At 45.1% G+C, this 13,423-nt stretch carries 16 protein-coding genes and 1 tRNA gene; 14 read left to right on the forward strand and 3 right to left on the reverse strand.

Annotation, left to right across the window (positions count from 1 at the left end; translation table 11 throughout):
• Positions 1-149: 149 nt before the first annotated feature.
• From pth to spoVT, 4 genes are all read left to right on the forward strand, one after another.
• The gene (pth, locus tag DT065_RS11530) at positions 150-710 is read left to right on the forward strand and encodes an aminoacyl-tRNA hydrolase (RefSeq protein ID WP_114373508.1); all 561 of its coding nucleotides are present in this window, start codon (positions 150-152) and stop codon (positions 708-710) included.
• Positions 711-815: 105 nt separating this feature from the next.
• A complete protein-coding gene (locus DT065_RS11535; protein WP_114373510.1) occupies positions 816-1,046 on the forward strand; it encodes an anti-sigma-F factor Fin in 231 nt (76 codons plus the stop codon).
• Positions 1,047-1,221: 175 nt separating this feature from the next.
• Entirely contained in the window at positions 1,222-4,770 is a 3,549-nt protein-coding gene (mfd, locus tag DT065_RS11540) for a transcription-repair coupling factor (protein ID WP_114373512.1), read from the forward strand.
• A gap of 569 nt (positions 4,771-5,339) precedes the next feature.
• Positions 5,340-5,879, forward strand: a complete 540-nt coding sequence (gene spoVT / locus DT065_RS11545) for a stage V sporulation protein T (RefSeq protein ID WP_114373514.1) — start codon at positions 5,340-5,342, stop codon at positions 5,877-5,879.
• 310 nt (positions 5,880-6,189) lie between these two features.
• Here the strand turns inward: spoVT and DT065_RS18935 are convergent, their stop codons facing one another.
• Positions 6,190-6,351 (reverse strand): hypothetical protein, encoded by a 162-nt coding sequence (locus tag DT065_RS18935; RefSeq protein WP_160112528.1) that lies wholly within the window; start codon positions 6,349-6,351, stop codon positions 6,190-6,192.
• 296 nt (positions 6,352-6,647) lie between these two features.
• On the opposite strand from DT065_RS18935, the gene DT065_RS11555 reads away from it, so the two are divergent.
• Positions 6,648-6,827, forward strand: a complete 180-nt coding sequence (locus tag DT065_RS11555; RefSeq protein WP_114373518.1) for a hypothetical protein — start codon at positions 6,648-6,650, stop codon at positions 6,825-6,827.
• A 49-nt stretch (positions 6,828-6,876) separates the two neighbouring features.
• On the opposite strand, the gene sda is transcribed toward DT065_RS11555, so the two are convergent.
• On the reverse strand, positions 6,877-7,029 hold the full coding sequence (sda, locus tag DT065_RS11560) for a sporulation histidine kinase inhibitor Sda (RefSeq protein WP_114373520.1): 153 nt from the start codon (positions 7,027-7,029) through the stop codon (positions 6,877-6,879).
• Between the two features lie 284 nt (positions 7,030-7,313).
• Between sda and thpD the strand changes: the two genes are divergently transcribed.
• Positions 7,314-8,243, forward strand: a complete 930-nt coding sequence (gene thpD, locus DT065_RS11565) for an ectoine hydroxylase (RefSeq protein ID WP_114373522.1) — start codon at positions 7,314-7,316, stop codon at positions 8,241-8,243.
• A gap of 94 nt (positions 8,244-8,337) precedes the next feature.
• Here thpD and DT065_RS11570 read toward each other — a convergent pair whose 3' ends face one another.
• Complete coding sequence (locus tag DT065_RS11570; RefSeq protein ID WP_227002571.1) at positions 8,338-8,487, reverse strand: ATP:cob(I)alamin adenosyltransferase; 150 nt, start codon at positions 8,485-8,487, stop codon at positions 8,338-8,340.
• A 228-nt stretch (positions 8,488-8,715) separates the two neighbouring features.
• Here DT065_RS11570 and DT065_RS11575 point away from each other — a divergent pair, with 228 nt between their 5' ends.
• The 8 genes from DT065_RS11575 (at position 8,716) to DT065_RS11610 (ending at position 13,367) form a co-directional block, all read left to right on the forward strand.
• Positions 8,716-9,273 (forward strand): cysteine hydrolase family protein, encoded by a 558-nt coding sequence (locus DT065_RS11575; RefSeq protein WP_114373524.1) that lies wholly within the window; start codon positions 8,716-8,718, stop codon positions 9,271-9,273.
• Between the two features lie 221 nt (positions 9,274-9,494).
• Complete coding sequence (gene yabN, locus DT065_RS11580) at positions 9,495-10,982, forward strand: bifunctional methyltransferase/pyrophosphohydrolase YabN (RefSeq protein WP_227002573.1); 1,488 nt, start codon at positions 9,495-9,497, stop codon at positions 10,980-10,982.
• A gap of 9 nt (positions 10,983-10,991) precedes the next feature.
• Positions 10,992-11,270 (forward strand): RNA-binding S4 domain-containing protein, encoded by a 279-nt coding sequence (locus DT065_RS11585; RefSeq protein ID WP_114373528.1) that lies wholly within the window; start codon positions 10,992-10,994, stop codon positions 11,268-11,270.
• A gap of 94 nt (positions 11,271-11,364) precedes the next feature.
• Positions 11,365-11,667: a sporulation protein YabP gene (gene yabP / locus DT065_RS11590; protein WP_114373530.1), complete on the forward strand. Its 303-nt coding sequence runs from the start codon at positions 11,365-11,367 to the stop codon at positions 11,665-11,667.
• Positions 11,664-12,209 carry a spore cortex biosynthesis protein YabQ gene (gene yabQ / locus DT065_RS11595; RefSeq protein WP_114373532.1) on the forward strand — a complete coding sequence of 182 codons (546 nt, stop codon included), beginning with the start codon at positions 11,664-11,666 and terminating at the stop codon, positions 12,207-12,209. The genes yabP and yabQ overlap by 4 nt, the downstream gene beginning before the upstream one ends.
• Before the next feature lie 40 nt (positions 12,210-12,249).
• On the forward strand, positions 12,250-12,645 hold the full coding sequence (locus DT065_RS11600; protein ID WP_114373534.1) for a septum formation initiator family protein: 396 nt from the start codon (positions 12,250-12,252) through the stop codon (positions 12,643-12,645).
• 111 nt (positions 12,646-12,756) lie between these two features.
• A complete protein-coding gene (locus tag DT065_RS11605; protein WP_114373536.1) occupies positions 12,757-13,131 on the forward strand; it encodes a S1 RNA-binding domain-containing protein in 375 nt (124 codons plus the stop codon).
• A gap of 159 nt (positions 13,132-13,290) precedes the next feature.
• Positions 13,291-13,367: transfer RNA gene (locus tag DT065_RS11610), tRNA-Met, on the forward strand.
• Positions 13,368-13,423 lie beyond the last annotated feature (56 nt).

The raw sequence follows: 13,423 nt of genomic DNA on the forward strand, positions 1-13,423 counted from the left end.
TCTAACCTTCCACATCTAGCCTCTCACCTCCACTACGGACGTGACGGTTCTAGCCGACCTCCTTAGCAGAGGGGAGGGGACATACCCTCTGATAGAAATTTCATTTTATTTTTCTGTGAGGGTTGGGGGGCCCTTAAGGAGGTTTACATTTGAAAGTAGTTGTTGGACTCGGCAATCCCGGGTTAAAATATACGAAGACACGCCACAACGTTGGGTTTATGGTGATGGATGATCTCGCGAAGGAACTGGATATCAAGCTAAAAAAACATAAGACGTTTCACGGAGAATATAATGAGGTAACCATTGACGATGAGCGTATTTTGCTATTAAAACCATTAACGTTTATGAATCGGTCGGGGCAGTCTGTCCGGGCGGTGCTCGATTACTTTGACATCGATCCTGCGAATGTTCTCATTATTTACGATGAACTTGATTTGCCTGTCGGGACGGCGAAGTTTCGAAAAACAGGGGGACATGGCGGACACAATGGTCTCCGTTCCATTATCGAGCATGTGGGCACGAAAACGTTTAATCGCGCTCGAATTGGCATAGGCCGTCCACCCGAAGGGGCGTCGGTAACGGCGCATGTGCTTGATCGTTTTAACAAAGAAGAGCGTTCCGAAATCGAGCAGGTGCGCCAGCATGTCACAAAAGCTTGCAAAACTTGGTTGGAAAAAGATTTCAATCACGTCATGAACCAATACAATTAAATCTCACTTCCCACCTCCCACCTCTCACTTCCAGTATAGTGTATATCTCCGTTTTCAGTCGTTGACACTATATGTAAGTGTGAACGGAAAGGAGAGCGGCCGGTGATGGCGATTTATTATCAATGCAGGCAATGTGGAATAGAGATGGGTACCATTTCAACAACCGAGGCAAAGCAGCGGGACTTGGGATTTGATGTTCTCTCTCGTCAAGACGAGGAAGAAATGATGCAAGTGGACCAAGCAGGTCACGTGCATGTGGATATTCTGTGTGAATCCTGTCACGAAGCAACCGCTTTAAATCCCGGGCTTCACGAGCAAAAGCGATGGGTTCATTAGATAACTGCGAAAAAAGGCTTTGGACGATCTCCAGAGCTTTTTCGGTTGCTCATTGGAAGATTCATGGGGAAATGTCTTTAAGAATAGTTTGAAAAATAGATGAATGAATCATCATGTGGTTTCGATCTCGCCATACGGAAAGAAACGAGTTGTAACCAGGGGAGGAATCGTGCTCATGAAGGCGATTGCACAGAAGTTGATAGATAATAAGCATATTCAAAGTATAGAGGATGGCTTGGAAAACGGATTACACGAACAATTGTTAACAGGGTTGAGTGGTTCGGCGAAAACGATCCTGTCATCGGCGATTTATCATATGGGGCGAAAACCGCAAGTGCTTGTCACTTATAATTTATTGCAAGCCCAAAAATGGCAAGAAGATTTAAGTGATTTACTTGGAGAGGAACATGTATATTTATACCCTGTGAACGAATTGATATCCGCAGAAATTGCGGTTGCCAGCCCGGAGATGAGAGCGCAGCGCATGGAGGTTATGAATGCGCTTTTTACTGATTTTAAAGGAGTGGTGATCGTACCAATTGCAGGGCTTAGACGATTGCTACCGCCAAAAGCGGTTTGGGGAAAAAGTCAAATATCCCTGCATGAGCAAGACGACCTGGACGTTGATGATTTGTTACAGCGTTTTTCCTCCATGGGGTATTCACGTGTAGACATGGTTTCCGCTCCCGGGGAGTTTAGCGTGCGTGGCGGGATTATTGATGTCTATCCGTTAACCGAAGAGCACCCGCTCCGCATTGACTTATTCGATACGGAGATTGAATCCATTCGTTATTTTAATGCGGAAGATCAGCGCTCGTTGGATCGGGTACGCCATGTTCAAATCGGCCCGGCGGATGAAGTGGTGCTGTTTGATGACCATTGGCAACGAGCGTTTGAAAAATTGGAAACGAGTATGGACGAGACCATTAAACAAGTAAAAGATGCGGAATCGAAGGATTTATTGCGACAGAAATTGTCGCAGGAGCGCGATTTGTTAAAAGAACAGATCCGCTTTCAGGGCCTTTATAAATACATGACGTATTTTTATACGGAAGTAAATACACTTTTGGACTATTTGCCTGAAAATGCGCTTGTATTGTTTGATGAAATTAGCCGCGTCCAGGAAACGGCAGAACAGCTGGATCAAGAAGAAGCGAATTGGCAAGTGGCGTTGGTGGAGCAAGGGGATGCTCCGCATGGCATACAGGTGTCTAAATCTTTCCAAGATGTGCTTAAGGCGATTCAACAGCAAATCATCTACTTTTCTTTGTTTTTGCGCAGTGTCCCGGCGACGCAACCGCAGAACATCGTGAATGTTAATTGTAAAGCCATGCAACAATTTCATGGGCAGATGCCCGTGCTGCAGGGAGAAATACAACGATGGATGAATGGGGATTTTACGGTTGTTTTTGTTGCTGCCGATGAAGAACGAGGCCGTCGTTTGCAACATGTCCTAAGCGACTATGACATCGATGCGGAATGGGTCTCTCGGGATACGGAATTGCAAAGTCAACGTGCGTATATCATGGAGGGGGACTTACACAATGGCTTTGAGCTCCCTTTGGACCAACTGGCCGTCATCACGGAACGGGAGACGTTCACGAAAAAAGTTACCCGTAAGCGACGGCAGCAAAAACTGTCGAATGCAGAACGGATTCAGAGTTACTCCGAGCTGCACGTAGGGGACCTCGTCGTTCATGCCGAACATGGAATCGGGAAGTACTTAGGCGTTGAAACATTGACGGTTAGTGGACTGCATCAGGATTATATCCATATTTCCTATGCAGGAAATGACAAATTATACGTCCCGGTAGAACAGATTGACCTAGTGCAAAAATATGTCGGTTCCGAAGATAAAGACCCGAAGATTTATAAACTTGGGGGGCAAAGTTGGAAAAAAGTTAAAAGGAAAGTGCAGTCGTCCGTCGAGGATATTGCGGATGATCTCGTCAAGCTGTACGCGGAGCGTGAAGCTTCACAAGGATATGCTTTTTCTGCGGACGATCAGGAGCAGCGGGATTTTGAAGCAGCTTTTCCATACCAGGAAACTGACGACCAAATAAGGGCCATTAAGGAAATTAAAGAAGATATGGAACGGGAGCGCCCGATGGATCGTTTGTTATGTGGCGATGTCGGTTATGGAAAAACGGAAGTTGCCATCCGTGCCGCTTTCAAGGCGATCATGGACGGGAAGCAAGTGGCGTTGCTCGTTCCGACGACCATCCTTGCCCAGCAGCATTTTGACACCTTTTCCGAACGTTTTTCTGACCACCCTATCAACATCGGGCTTCTGAACCGTTTTCGTACACGAAAACAACAAACGGAAACCCTTCGTTCGTTAAAAACAGGCGGGCTTGATTTGGTCATCGGGACCCATCGTTTGCTATCCAAAGACATTCAATTTAAGGATCTCGGCTTATTGATCGTCGATGAAGAACAACGTTTCGGGGTAACGCACAAAGAGAAAATCAAACAGTTGCGAGCCAATATTGATGTGCTTACGCTCACCGCGACGCCGATCCCCCGAACGCTTCATATGTCCATGCTCGGGGTACGTGATTTATCCCTTATCGAAACCCCTCCGGAAAATCGTTTTCCTGTGCAGACGTATGTGCTTGAATACAATCCGTCTCTCGTCAAGGAAGCGATTGAACGTGAGTTAAGCCGGGGTGGGCAAGTGTTCTTTTTGCACAACCGTGTAGATAATATTGAACGAATGACCGAGCAGATTTCCATGCTCGCCCCCGAGGCAGAGGTTACTTACGCCCATGGCCAAATGCAGGAACAAGAATTGGAAGCGGTCATGGTCGATTTTCTCGAAGGGCATAAAGATGTATTGGTAACGACAACGATCATTGAATCCGGGGTTGATATCCCGAACGTGAACACATTAATTATCAATCATGCGGATCGGATGGGTCTTTCTCAACTTTATCAAATCCGTGGACGGGTCGGGCGTTCGAATCGAATCGCCTATGCCTATTTTTCTTATCAGCGGGATAAAGTGCTCACGGAAGTCGCAGAACAACGCTTACAAACGATTAAAGAATTTACGGAGCTCGGGTCCGGTTTTAAAATCGCCATGCGGGATTTATCGATCCGGGGAGCCGGAAATTTGTTAGGAGCCGAGCAACATGGCTACATTGATTCCGTAGGTTTCGACATGTATTCGCAAATGCTGAAGGAAGCGATTGATAATCGTACAGGGGTGCAGGAAAAAGCAGAAACCGAGTCATCCGATATCGAATTGGATGTGAAGGTAGAAGCTTATATCCCGGAAGATTATATTAAAGATGCCAAGCAAAAAATCGAAATGTACAAACGTTTTCGTGGCTTGGAAACCTTTGATGACTTAAACGATTTACACGAGGAAATGATCGATCGTTTCGGTGAATATCCGGATGAAGTCCGTGCCCTGTTTTCCATTTCAAGGATTAAGCTGTTTGCCTTGCAGGAAAGAATAGAGGCTATATCGGAAAGTAACGGCAAATGCACGATCATGCTCTCAGAAGAGACATCCAACGTCATCGATGGAGCCTTGTTGTTTAAATTCGTCAATGAATTGGGCAGAGACGTTGTTGTCGGAACCGAAGGGAAGAAAATTAAGCTGGTCATCCATGCCAAACGTTTATCTTCAGCCGTTTACGTCTCTTTGCTGGAACGAATTCTCGCTCGGATTCCGGAAGTAAGAAAAGATAATATGTCAGAATCGGTTACTTCTTGAAAAATCACGCGGCGTCGGAACATGGCTGCAATCCAGTGATGAATGCGAAGAGCCTCACGGCACGTTAAACAATTGAAATCGGCAGGTCGCCAAAAAAAGACCGCGTGAACGTGTCATGCGGTCTTTTTGGATGACTATTTAAGCCGGTCTACACTGCATGATTTTCTTTCCTTCGTTCTACAGATGAATGCTGATTTTGCCAAGGGTGGTTCCCGTTTCTTAAATTTCTTTGATTATGGGTGAATAGTTCGTTTTTGGATGACGGATACTACCAGTAATCACCTGAAGCAGGCAAGTCTGGTCACTCATTGTGCGTGTTCAAAAAGGAGGAAAAAAGAGCCAACAAACGTTAGAAAATGTTCGTTTTTAATCGTCATGATGGCGAAAGCTTACTGCGAAAGCGTGGCATTCCAGAGGTCGGAAGCGGGAGTGTTAGAAGCGAAAATCCCCACTCGCCTTCAAACTGGACGTGCCAAAACGAAGTCGAAGTTCCGTAAGCTCTTATATTTTGCCCAAACTTTTTGAACAACTTCCAAAAGAAAATTCATCTAGGAAAGAGAGGCATCAGCATGAAAGCTACTGGTATTGTCCGTCGAATTGATGATTTGGGCCGTGTGGTCATCCCAAAGGAAATAAGGCGAACGCTTAGAATACGTGAAGGCGACCCGCTGGAGATCTTTGTTGATCGGGATGGGGAAGTGATTTTAAAGAAATACTCCCCAATATCCGAACTCGGTGATTTTGCGAAGGAATACGCCGAAGCGTTATATGATAGCCTGGGACATCCGATTCTCGTTGCCGACCGTGATTCTTATATTGCCGTGTCCGGAGGATCCAAGAAGGATTATGCCAACAAAAGCATTGGGGATGTCGTGGAGACTTCCATAAACCAAAGACAAACGGCGGCAGCATTTGAACATGGGGAATATAACCTTGTCAGCGATCATCGTGATGCGATGCAAGGGTACGTGGTTGCCCCGATCATTGCAAATGGCGACCCGATTGGAGCAGTTGTCATGGTGGCTAAAGACAAAGCTCCGGATGAACAAGTTGCCCGTACGCTCATCGAGACCGCCGCCGGATTTCTCGCGAGACAGATGGAGCAATGAGCGTTGCCATAACGGATCCAATCACTGGCTTTTTATATTTACTAGATAGGAAAAAACAGCTGGAGGCTCTTTACAAGATGCTGGCGGAGCCATTATTATGGCTTTATATCATAATGATTGATCCCAAATATCATACTGGAAGCAGGCTCAACCTGGGGCCTGCTTTCCATTCCGTATATATATTTTGAATAGTAAGAAATTAGTCACCAAAAACGTATGGGGGATGAGGGGGAATCAGTTTGTCTACGAAGGTAATGTTCTGTTTATCAGTCCGTCTGTTAGGTTGCTGAATCCACCTCATCATGCTTATTCACATTTTGCGGAAAAAGCGTCTGAATTTCTTTTTCTGACGTTTAGGCTCCATCGTCTTTATTGCATGCGCTTCTTCCTGGTTGTTTTCACCTGCTTCTGCCTTTTCTTGTTCCATAAGGTCTTTTTCGAGAAGTTCGCGTCCTTTCGTATAAATCAACATTGTAATCCTCCTCTCATTACTTTAACTTTTCTAACTATTAACATAAAGAAACAGGTGATTGTACTTGCTTGCTTTCTCAGCCCCTTTCTTTGTATAGGATTAGCGCATATTGAGGTACATTCTTGATACAACGCAATATTACCATAACAATATTCATTTTGGGAAGAGGGATTGATTGGAAATAAAAATTTTTTATATAATTTTCAGGGGAAGGCAGGCGGGGAGTAGCATGAGGCGTTTGACGAATGCTACACGTGGGTAAATAAATGATATATTAAGCGGAAGGGATGAGAAAGTTGGCAACCTTTGATGTTAAAGTTTCACTGAAAAATGGGCATGTGATTCATGTGGAAGAAGAAGGCGAAAATGAAAATGAAGTCAAGAACGAATTTATGGGGGGGAGCGGTACGTACAATAAAAAAGGTCTTTCCTTTTTTAAGGAGCACGTCATCTCCGTAGAAGTATCCGAGCATTAGAAAAACATCCGTAAAGTATGAAAAAGAAGCGCCTCGCGGGGCGCTTTTGCTATTGGTCATATGGAGCGGCTACGATCAATTGTGTATGTTCGATGCGTTTGTGAATTTCTGTTTCGAGCAGCAATAAAAAACCTTGATCGAGCTTTCTTTCTTTCGCTAATTCGTATGCCTCTACCAAAAGTTCATTCGTCATGTGTTTCATTGCATCTCCTCTTAACTGGTCCTTTGTAACTAGTACATATAGGTTGTATGCGATAAATAATAATTGCACAACTATTAGGATAATAAAGAAGGGCGTAAGAAGATGATAGTAAACGTTATAAGCTGAAAAAATATGGTGATTTTGATTACAAGATTTCACAGCTTCGCTTATGGAGGCAAGAAGTGTCACAGCGTTTATAAGACATTTGCGCTGATCATTCTTAGTCGTTAACATGGATATTGAACGTTGATCAAACTTAATCAATGAATGAAGGAGTGTTTCAGATGCGTACAGATTTTTATCCATCCAGGGTAGGAAGCAATGCCAAACTAATGAAGCGCGAAGATCCGGTCATTCATAATCGAGGAAAGTTTGATGGACCACTTAACGCTTCTGATCTCGATTCGTATGAAGACAACGGTTTTCTTATGCTAGACGATGTGTTTTCGGAAGATGAAGTAGATATTATGGCTGATCAACTGAAACAAACGCTGGAAAATGCCAAAGGGGAAAAGTCGGATACCGTCGTTACCGAACCGGAAGGTGATGAAGTCCGATCCATTTTCGAAGTGCATAAAAACAATGATTTCTTTAGCAGGTTGGCTTCCAATGAGCACATTGTAAAAGCCGCCCGTCAACTGCTCGGCAGTGACGTCTACATCAATCAATCCCGTATTAACTTTAAGCCGGGATTTAGCGGAAAAGAGTTTTATTGGCATTCGGATTTTGAAACCTGGCACGTGGAAGACGGGATGCCGAAACCGAGAGCGGTAAGCTGCTCCATTATATTAACCGACAATTATGAATACAACGGTCCTTTAATGCTTGTGCCCGGTTCCCATCAATGGTTTGTCTCCTGCCCGGGCGAAACGCCGGAGAACAATTACGAACAATCCTTGCAAAAACAGGAGCTCGGTATTCCTGATCAAGAAAGTTTGACGCAACTGTTTGAAAAAGCAGGGAAACGCATTGAAACGGCTACCGGGAAAGCGGGCATGGTCCTCTTCTTCGAGAGCAACACGATGCACGGGTCTTCCGGCAATATATCGCCATTACCAAGAAGCAACGCGTTTTTCGTATTTAACTCCATCGAAAACCAATTGGAAGAACCATTCGGAAACGCGTCGAAGCGACCGGAATTCCTCGCGAACCGCGAAGGCATTAAACCGATCGAACCTCAACCTACCTTCGACAAAGAGAAAGCAACAACGTAATCGATGGAAAAGACCACCCCGGCTGAGAGGTGGTCCTTTATTTTTACTATAAGAATGTTTACCTGTGTTAAAGTTAGGGGTTTTATCCCTGCTCTTACCTCGCATGTTGAATGTTAATAAGTTCTGCTTTGATTTCGGCTTCGTTATTCGTTAAAAAAGCAATGGCCAGCCCGAGGAAACTGTTCGCCTCCTCAATCGTGCCGTATGCTTCGACTTTCACACTTGATTTTGAGATACGTCCCACCTACAATTCCTGTCTCTCCATCGTCGCCTGTTCCAGTATACATGGACATTGGTTCCTCCTTCATGCTTTTCTTTCGACAATGGTATGTTTTTTGTGTATCTATGGCAACTTTCTGCACGCGTTAGGCATGGCTTGTACAGTCAGCAAGTATAGTACCGAAAATACATTGATAAATGATTAATCCGAGTGATAGAAGGGGAATAAGGGCGATAAGGAGGGGTGTCTCCCATGTCTATGCGAGAACCAAACACGGCTTTACTTCTGATTGATTTTATCAATAATTTAGATTTTCCGGAGGGCGAATTGTTGCGCCCGCTAGGAGAAGAAGCGGCCAAACAGGCAAAAAAATTGAAGAAAAGGGCCAAGGAGCGAAACTATCCCGTCATATATGTCAACGACAATTATGGGCAATGGAAAAAAAGTTTTCAGGATGTGGTAAAATTCTGTACCGAGGAAAGTTCAAAAGGAAAGAAAATGTCAGAAAAAGTTTTGCCGGAAGAGGACGATTATTTTATCCTGAAGCCGCAGTTTTCCGGTTTTTTTGAAACACAGTTGGCATTCTTACTCGAACAATTGAAGGTGCAAAACATTATTCTCACCGGTGTGGCAGGGGACAAGTGCATCCATTTTACGGCCAACGATGCTTATATGCGAGGGTATCGTATTTTTGTGCCAAAAGATTGTACGGCTTCCAACTATAAAGAATCAAATGCACGTGCTTTGACGCTGATGGGGGATATTTTGGGAGCGGATACGAGCAGTTCGGCGCATATGGAGTTACATTAATGGAAATTTATTCCTGTGCGCGGACTTCGAATATAAATCTGATAAGTCATACGATCTAAAGTTAGTGCGACCACCGAAAATAGACCGTAAGACGTCTTCCAATCACTCCGAACGCCTAAAACAAATCGTAACATGTGTTTATACCGGTTTTTTCACGCCAATCCCCCGGTATGCTATACTGGTCGTCAGGAAGTTCGAGATTGAAAGAGGGGCGTTACTTCGTGAAGGATACAAAAAAACCGGAAATTGAAATTATTGGGTTGGGGCCGGGGAGCCTCGGGCAACTAACGCTGGACGTTTACAAACGGCTAAAAGATGGGGGAATGGCATACGCGCGTACGACGCGCCACCCTGTAATTGCTGAATTGCAATCCGAAGGGGTGGAATTCGAGGCGTTTGATGCCATCTATGAAGCGCATGACACGTTTCCGCCGATTTACGAGGGCATCGTGGAGGCTCTGCTCGGCGCGGCCGCGGCGGCGCCTCGGGAGAGAATCCGTTACGTCGTCCCCGGCCATCCGCTCGTTGCGGAAGAAACGGTTCAGCTTTTGCTGACTGCGGAAGCCGAGGGGCGAGCGAGCATCGATATGGTCGGGGGAGCCAGCTTTTTGGATCCTGTCTTTTCAGCCCTACGGATCGATCCGAATGATGGATTTCAATTACTGGATGCAACGAATCTTACAGCAGATGACCTCTTGTTGACCCAGCATTTGATCATCTCGCAGCTGTACGACGGCTTCGTCGCTTCAGAAGTGAAGCTGACGTTAATGGAGCATTTTCCCGATGATTACGAGGTGACGCTGGTCCAAGCAGCGGGAAGCCCTGACGAGAAAGTGACGACGCTTCCGCTTTATGCGCTGGATCGGGAGATGAACGTCAGCAATCTTACGGTCCTTTACGTGCCGCCGGTACCGGATGAAAGCTATTTGAGTCATACGTTCACGCGACTCCGGGAAGTCATTCGTGTATTGCGAGGTCCTGACGGTTGCCCGTGGGATCGAAAACAAACCCATGTTACATTGAAACGATTTTTGCTTGAAGAGGCGTACGAGGTGCTTGATGCGATTGATGAGGAAGATGACGAACATTTGATTGAAGAGCTTGGGGATGTGCTTTTGCAAGTGTTCCTGCACGCGCAAATCGGCGAAGATGAAGGTTATTTCAATATGGATGATGTCATTGCCGGCTTAACGGAGAAAATGATCCGTCGCCATCCCCATGTTTTTCATGAAAAGATAGAAGGAGATCGCCCCGAAGATGTTGAATTACGTTGGGACAAAATAAAAGAAATGGAAAAAAAGGATCAAACGCCGGCGTCGTTTTTTGATGACGTCCCGAGCTCCATGCCGGCGTTGATGACCGCACTTGAGCTCCAGAAAAAAGCGGCAAAGGCTGGATTCCAATGGGGCGAGGACGCGCCAATGTGGGAGAAACTTGAGGAAGAGATCGCGGAATGGAAGGAAGCTTTGACGGAACATAATCATGAAGAAGCGAAAAAAGAATTCGGCGACGTCCTTTTCATTCTTGCTAATCTTGCCCGTTTCTTCAAGATTCAGCCAGAGGAAGCCTTGCTGATGACAAACCGAACGTTCATCCGGCGTTTTCAATATATCGAAGCGCAATTAAAAGAAAACGGCAAAACCCCGGAAACCTCTGATTTAACGGAAATGGATCGCTATTGGGACGAAGCAAAAAGGAAAGGGATATAAGGTGATGACATGCGAATTGACAAATTTTTAAAAGTCGCTCGTTTGATTAAAAGGCGGCCGGTCGCAAAAGAAGTGGCCGGCGCAGGACGCCTGCAAGTGAACGGACAAGTTGCCAAAGCCGGTACGGAAGTCCAACCGGGCGACGAAGTGACCATTCGTTATGGAAGAAAAATAGTAAAAGTACGAGTGGAAAGCCTGGAGAACACGGCGCAAAAAGGAGAAGCTGCATCCCTTTACACGACGTTGGAAGAAACAAAAGTGGATGATAACAGGGCGGATCTCGAGTGATCATACGCTGAACAAGTGCTTGCCTACGCTTGTTCTTTTTTTCCCTCAAGGTGCATAAACTAATGGCAATGAATGTCATCTTGGGGGGATTACCATGAGCGATTATGTGCCGAGCCATCGTTATTCCAGCACAACACCTGAACATGATATCGTTATAAAAGGGCGAAAGACGTTGGAAATCAGCGGTGTAAAAGAAGTAGAGAGTTTCGACAGCCAGGAATTTTTATTGGAAACTGTGATGGGGTATTTATCGGTACGTGGAAATGATTTGTATATGAAAAACTTGAACGTGGAAGAAGGTCTCGTTTCGATCGAAGGCAAAATCGATGACCTGATCTATGTCGATGAACAGAGCCAAGGGAAACCAAAAGGCTTTATCGGGAAGTTGTTCAAGTGACCCTTGACGTTCAGTTTCAAACGTTTTTCGCCATGATGGTGACTGGTGCTGTGATCGCGGCCCAACTCGATGTGTATCATCGTTGTTTGCCGCACAAGGCAAGAGCAAAATGGCCACAAGCAATATTCGATCTTTTCTTTTGGGTCGTACAGGCTCTCCTTGTTTTTTATGTTTTGTTTCAAATGAATCAGGGAGATTTGCGGATCTATGTTTTTCTATCGATTTTGCTAGGTTTTTTTATATACTGGCAGACGGCTCGTCCGTTTTTTTTACGTGTGTTGGAAGTGCTCATTAGCATTGTAGAGACGATTTATTCGATGATTTTGAAAGTCCTCTATTTGTTCTTGTGGACTCCTGTGGTATGGTTATACAAAGGAATAAAACAATTGCTTACCATTGTCTATCGTAGCATAAGATGGCTTCTCTATTCATTCACCTATTGGTTATTACGGCCGTTGTATCTTATCGTGGGCGGCTCCCGTGTTGTTTCACGGTTAACCGTTTGGGGGAAGCGTTTGAGAAGCTGGTTTTCCGGAAGGTAAGCAAACGTTTTGCCTGCAAACGTAGGAGGAGGTAAGGCAAATGTCCGGGACACCCCCAAACCACAAAGTTACCCAATTAAACAGGAAAAAGATGAGCGAAAAGGAACAAGAACGACTTGCGATGAGAGAACAAAGACGCAAACGCGGATTAAGGCGGCGACTTACCGTTATTGGGATCGTGGCCAGCATCGTTGTTATTTTCGCAGGCGTCGGATTGATTTCGCAATACAGCATGATTCAAGCGAATAACAACGAAAAAGTCGAACTTCAGCAGCAATTGGAAGAACTTGAGGCGAATGAAAACCGTCTTGAACGGGAAATCATGAACTACAACGACGAGGACTATATTACCGAGGTTGCTCGCAAAGATTATTATATGTCAAAGCCAGGGGAGACGCTTTTCCAGTTGCCCGAGCAAGAGGATGAAGAGGACTAACTGATCACTGTTTTCTTTCTTTGCCCGTAACATAAACATCGTGTATGCTTAGACTACATTGAGGGCAATCACCCTTAAGTTGAAAAAAATGAAGGAGGAGCATTTTGCAAAATGTCGATTGAAACAGGCAGTAAGTATCAGGGTAAGGTATCCGGGATCACCCACTTTGGAGCATTCGTAGAATTACCGGAGGGAAAAACAGGGTTAGTGCATATCAGTGAAGTCGCCGACCAATATGTAAAGGATATTAATGAATTTATAAAGGTTGGCGATGACGTCACGGTAAAAGTGCTCAAAGTCGGGGATGACGGGAAAATCGGCCTATCGATCCGCAAGGCACAAGAAAAAGGGCAAGGGCAAGGAAGGAAACGGGAGCCAAAGGTGTCGTTCGAAGATAAAATGAACCGTTTTCTTAAAGATAGCGAAGAGAATTTGGCAACCCTCCGAAAACAATCTGACAAAAAAGGCGGTAGGTCGAGACGATAACTTACACTGTTTCAACTGTTTAACATGACGGAAAAAGAGAGGCGCGCCTCTCTTTTTGCTTTTCACGCCCGCTTGTTTTAAAAAACCATGTACAACTTCGCGTAACCCATTGACTTCGGAAAATACAATGGTTATAATTAAGCTTGTCTGGTTTTAGATGGCGGTGTAGCTCAGCTGGCTAGAGCATACGGTTCATACCCGTAGAGTCGGGGGTTCGATCCCCTCCGCCGCTACCATCAAGTTAAATGTATACAAATGCTACAGAGACCCGAGGGTCTCTTTTTTTATGATA

Origin of the sequence: Salicibibacter kimchii (assembly GCF_003336365.1) — a bacterium.
GTDB lineage: Bacteria > Bacillota > Bacilli > Bacillales > Marinococcaceae > Salicibibacter > Salicibibacter kimchii.

What these genes read in the sequence shown, in the direction of transcription:
- sda (WP_114373520.1), bottom strand. Translation starts at nt 7,029, where the DNA reads ATGAAACACATGACGAATGAACTTTTGGTAGAGGCATACGAATTAGCG.
- DT065_RS11585 (WP_114373528.1), top strand. Translation starts at nt 10,992, where the DNA reads ATGCGAATTGACAAATTTTTAAAAGTCGCTCGTTTGATTAAAAGGCGG.
- thpD (WP_114373522.1), top strand. Translation starts at nt 7,314, where the DNA reads ATGCGTACAGATTTTTATCCATCCAGGGTAGGAAGCAATGCCAAACTA.
- spoVT (WP_114373514.1), top strand. Translation starts at nt 5,340, where the DNA reads ATGAAAGCTACTGGTATTGTCCGTCGAATTGATGATTTGGGCCGTGTG.
- DT065_RS11605 (WP_114373536.1), top strand. Translation starts at nt 12,757, where the DNA reads ATGTCGATTGAAACAGGCAGTAAGTATCAGGGTAAGGTATCCGGGATC.
- yabP (WP_114373530.1), top strand. Translation starts at nt 11,365, where the DNA reads ATGAGCGATTATGTGCCGAGCCATCGTTATTCCAGCACAACACCTGAA.
- DT065_RS11600 (WP_114373534.1), top strand. Translation starts at nt 12,250, where the DNA reads ATGTCCGGGACACCCCCAAACCACAAAGTTACCCAATTAAACAGGAAA.
- DT065_RS18935 (WP_160112528.1), bottom strand. Translation starts at nt 6,351, where the DNA reads ATGTTGATTTATACGAAAGGACGCGAACTTCTCGAAAAAGACCTTATG.
- DT065_RS11535 (WP_114373510.1), top strand. Translation starts at nt 816, where the DNA reads ATGGCGATTTATTATCAATGCAGGCAATGTGGAATAGAGATGGGTACC.
- mfd (WP_114373512.1), top strand. Translation starts at nt 1,222, where the DNA reads ATGAAGGCGATTGCACAGAAGTTGATAGATAATAAGCATATTCAAAGT.
- DT065_RS11575 (WP_114373524.1), top strand. Translation starts at nt 8,716, where the DNA reads ATGTCTATGCGAGAACCAAACACGGCTTTACTTCTGATTGATTTTATC.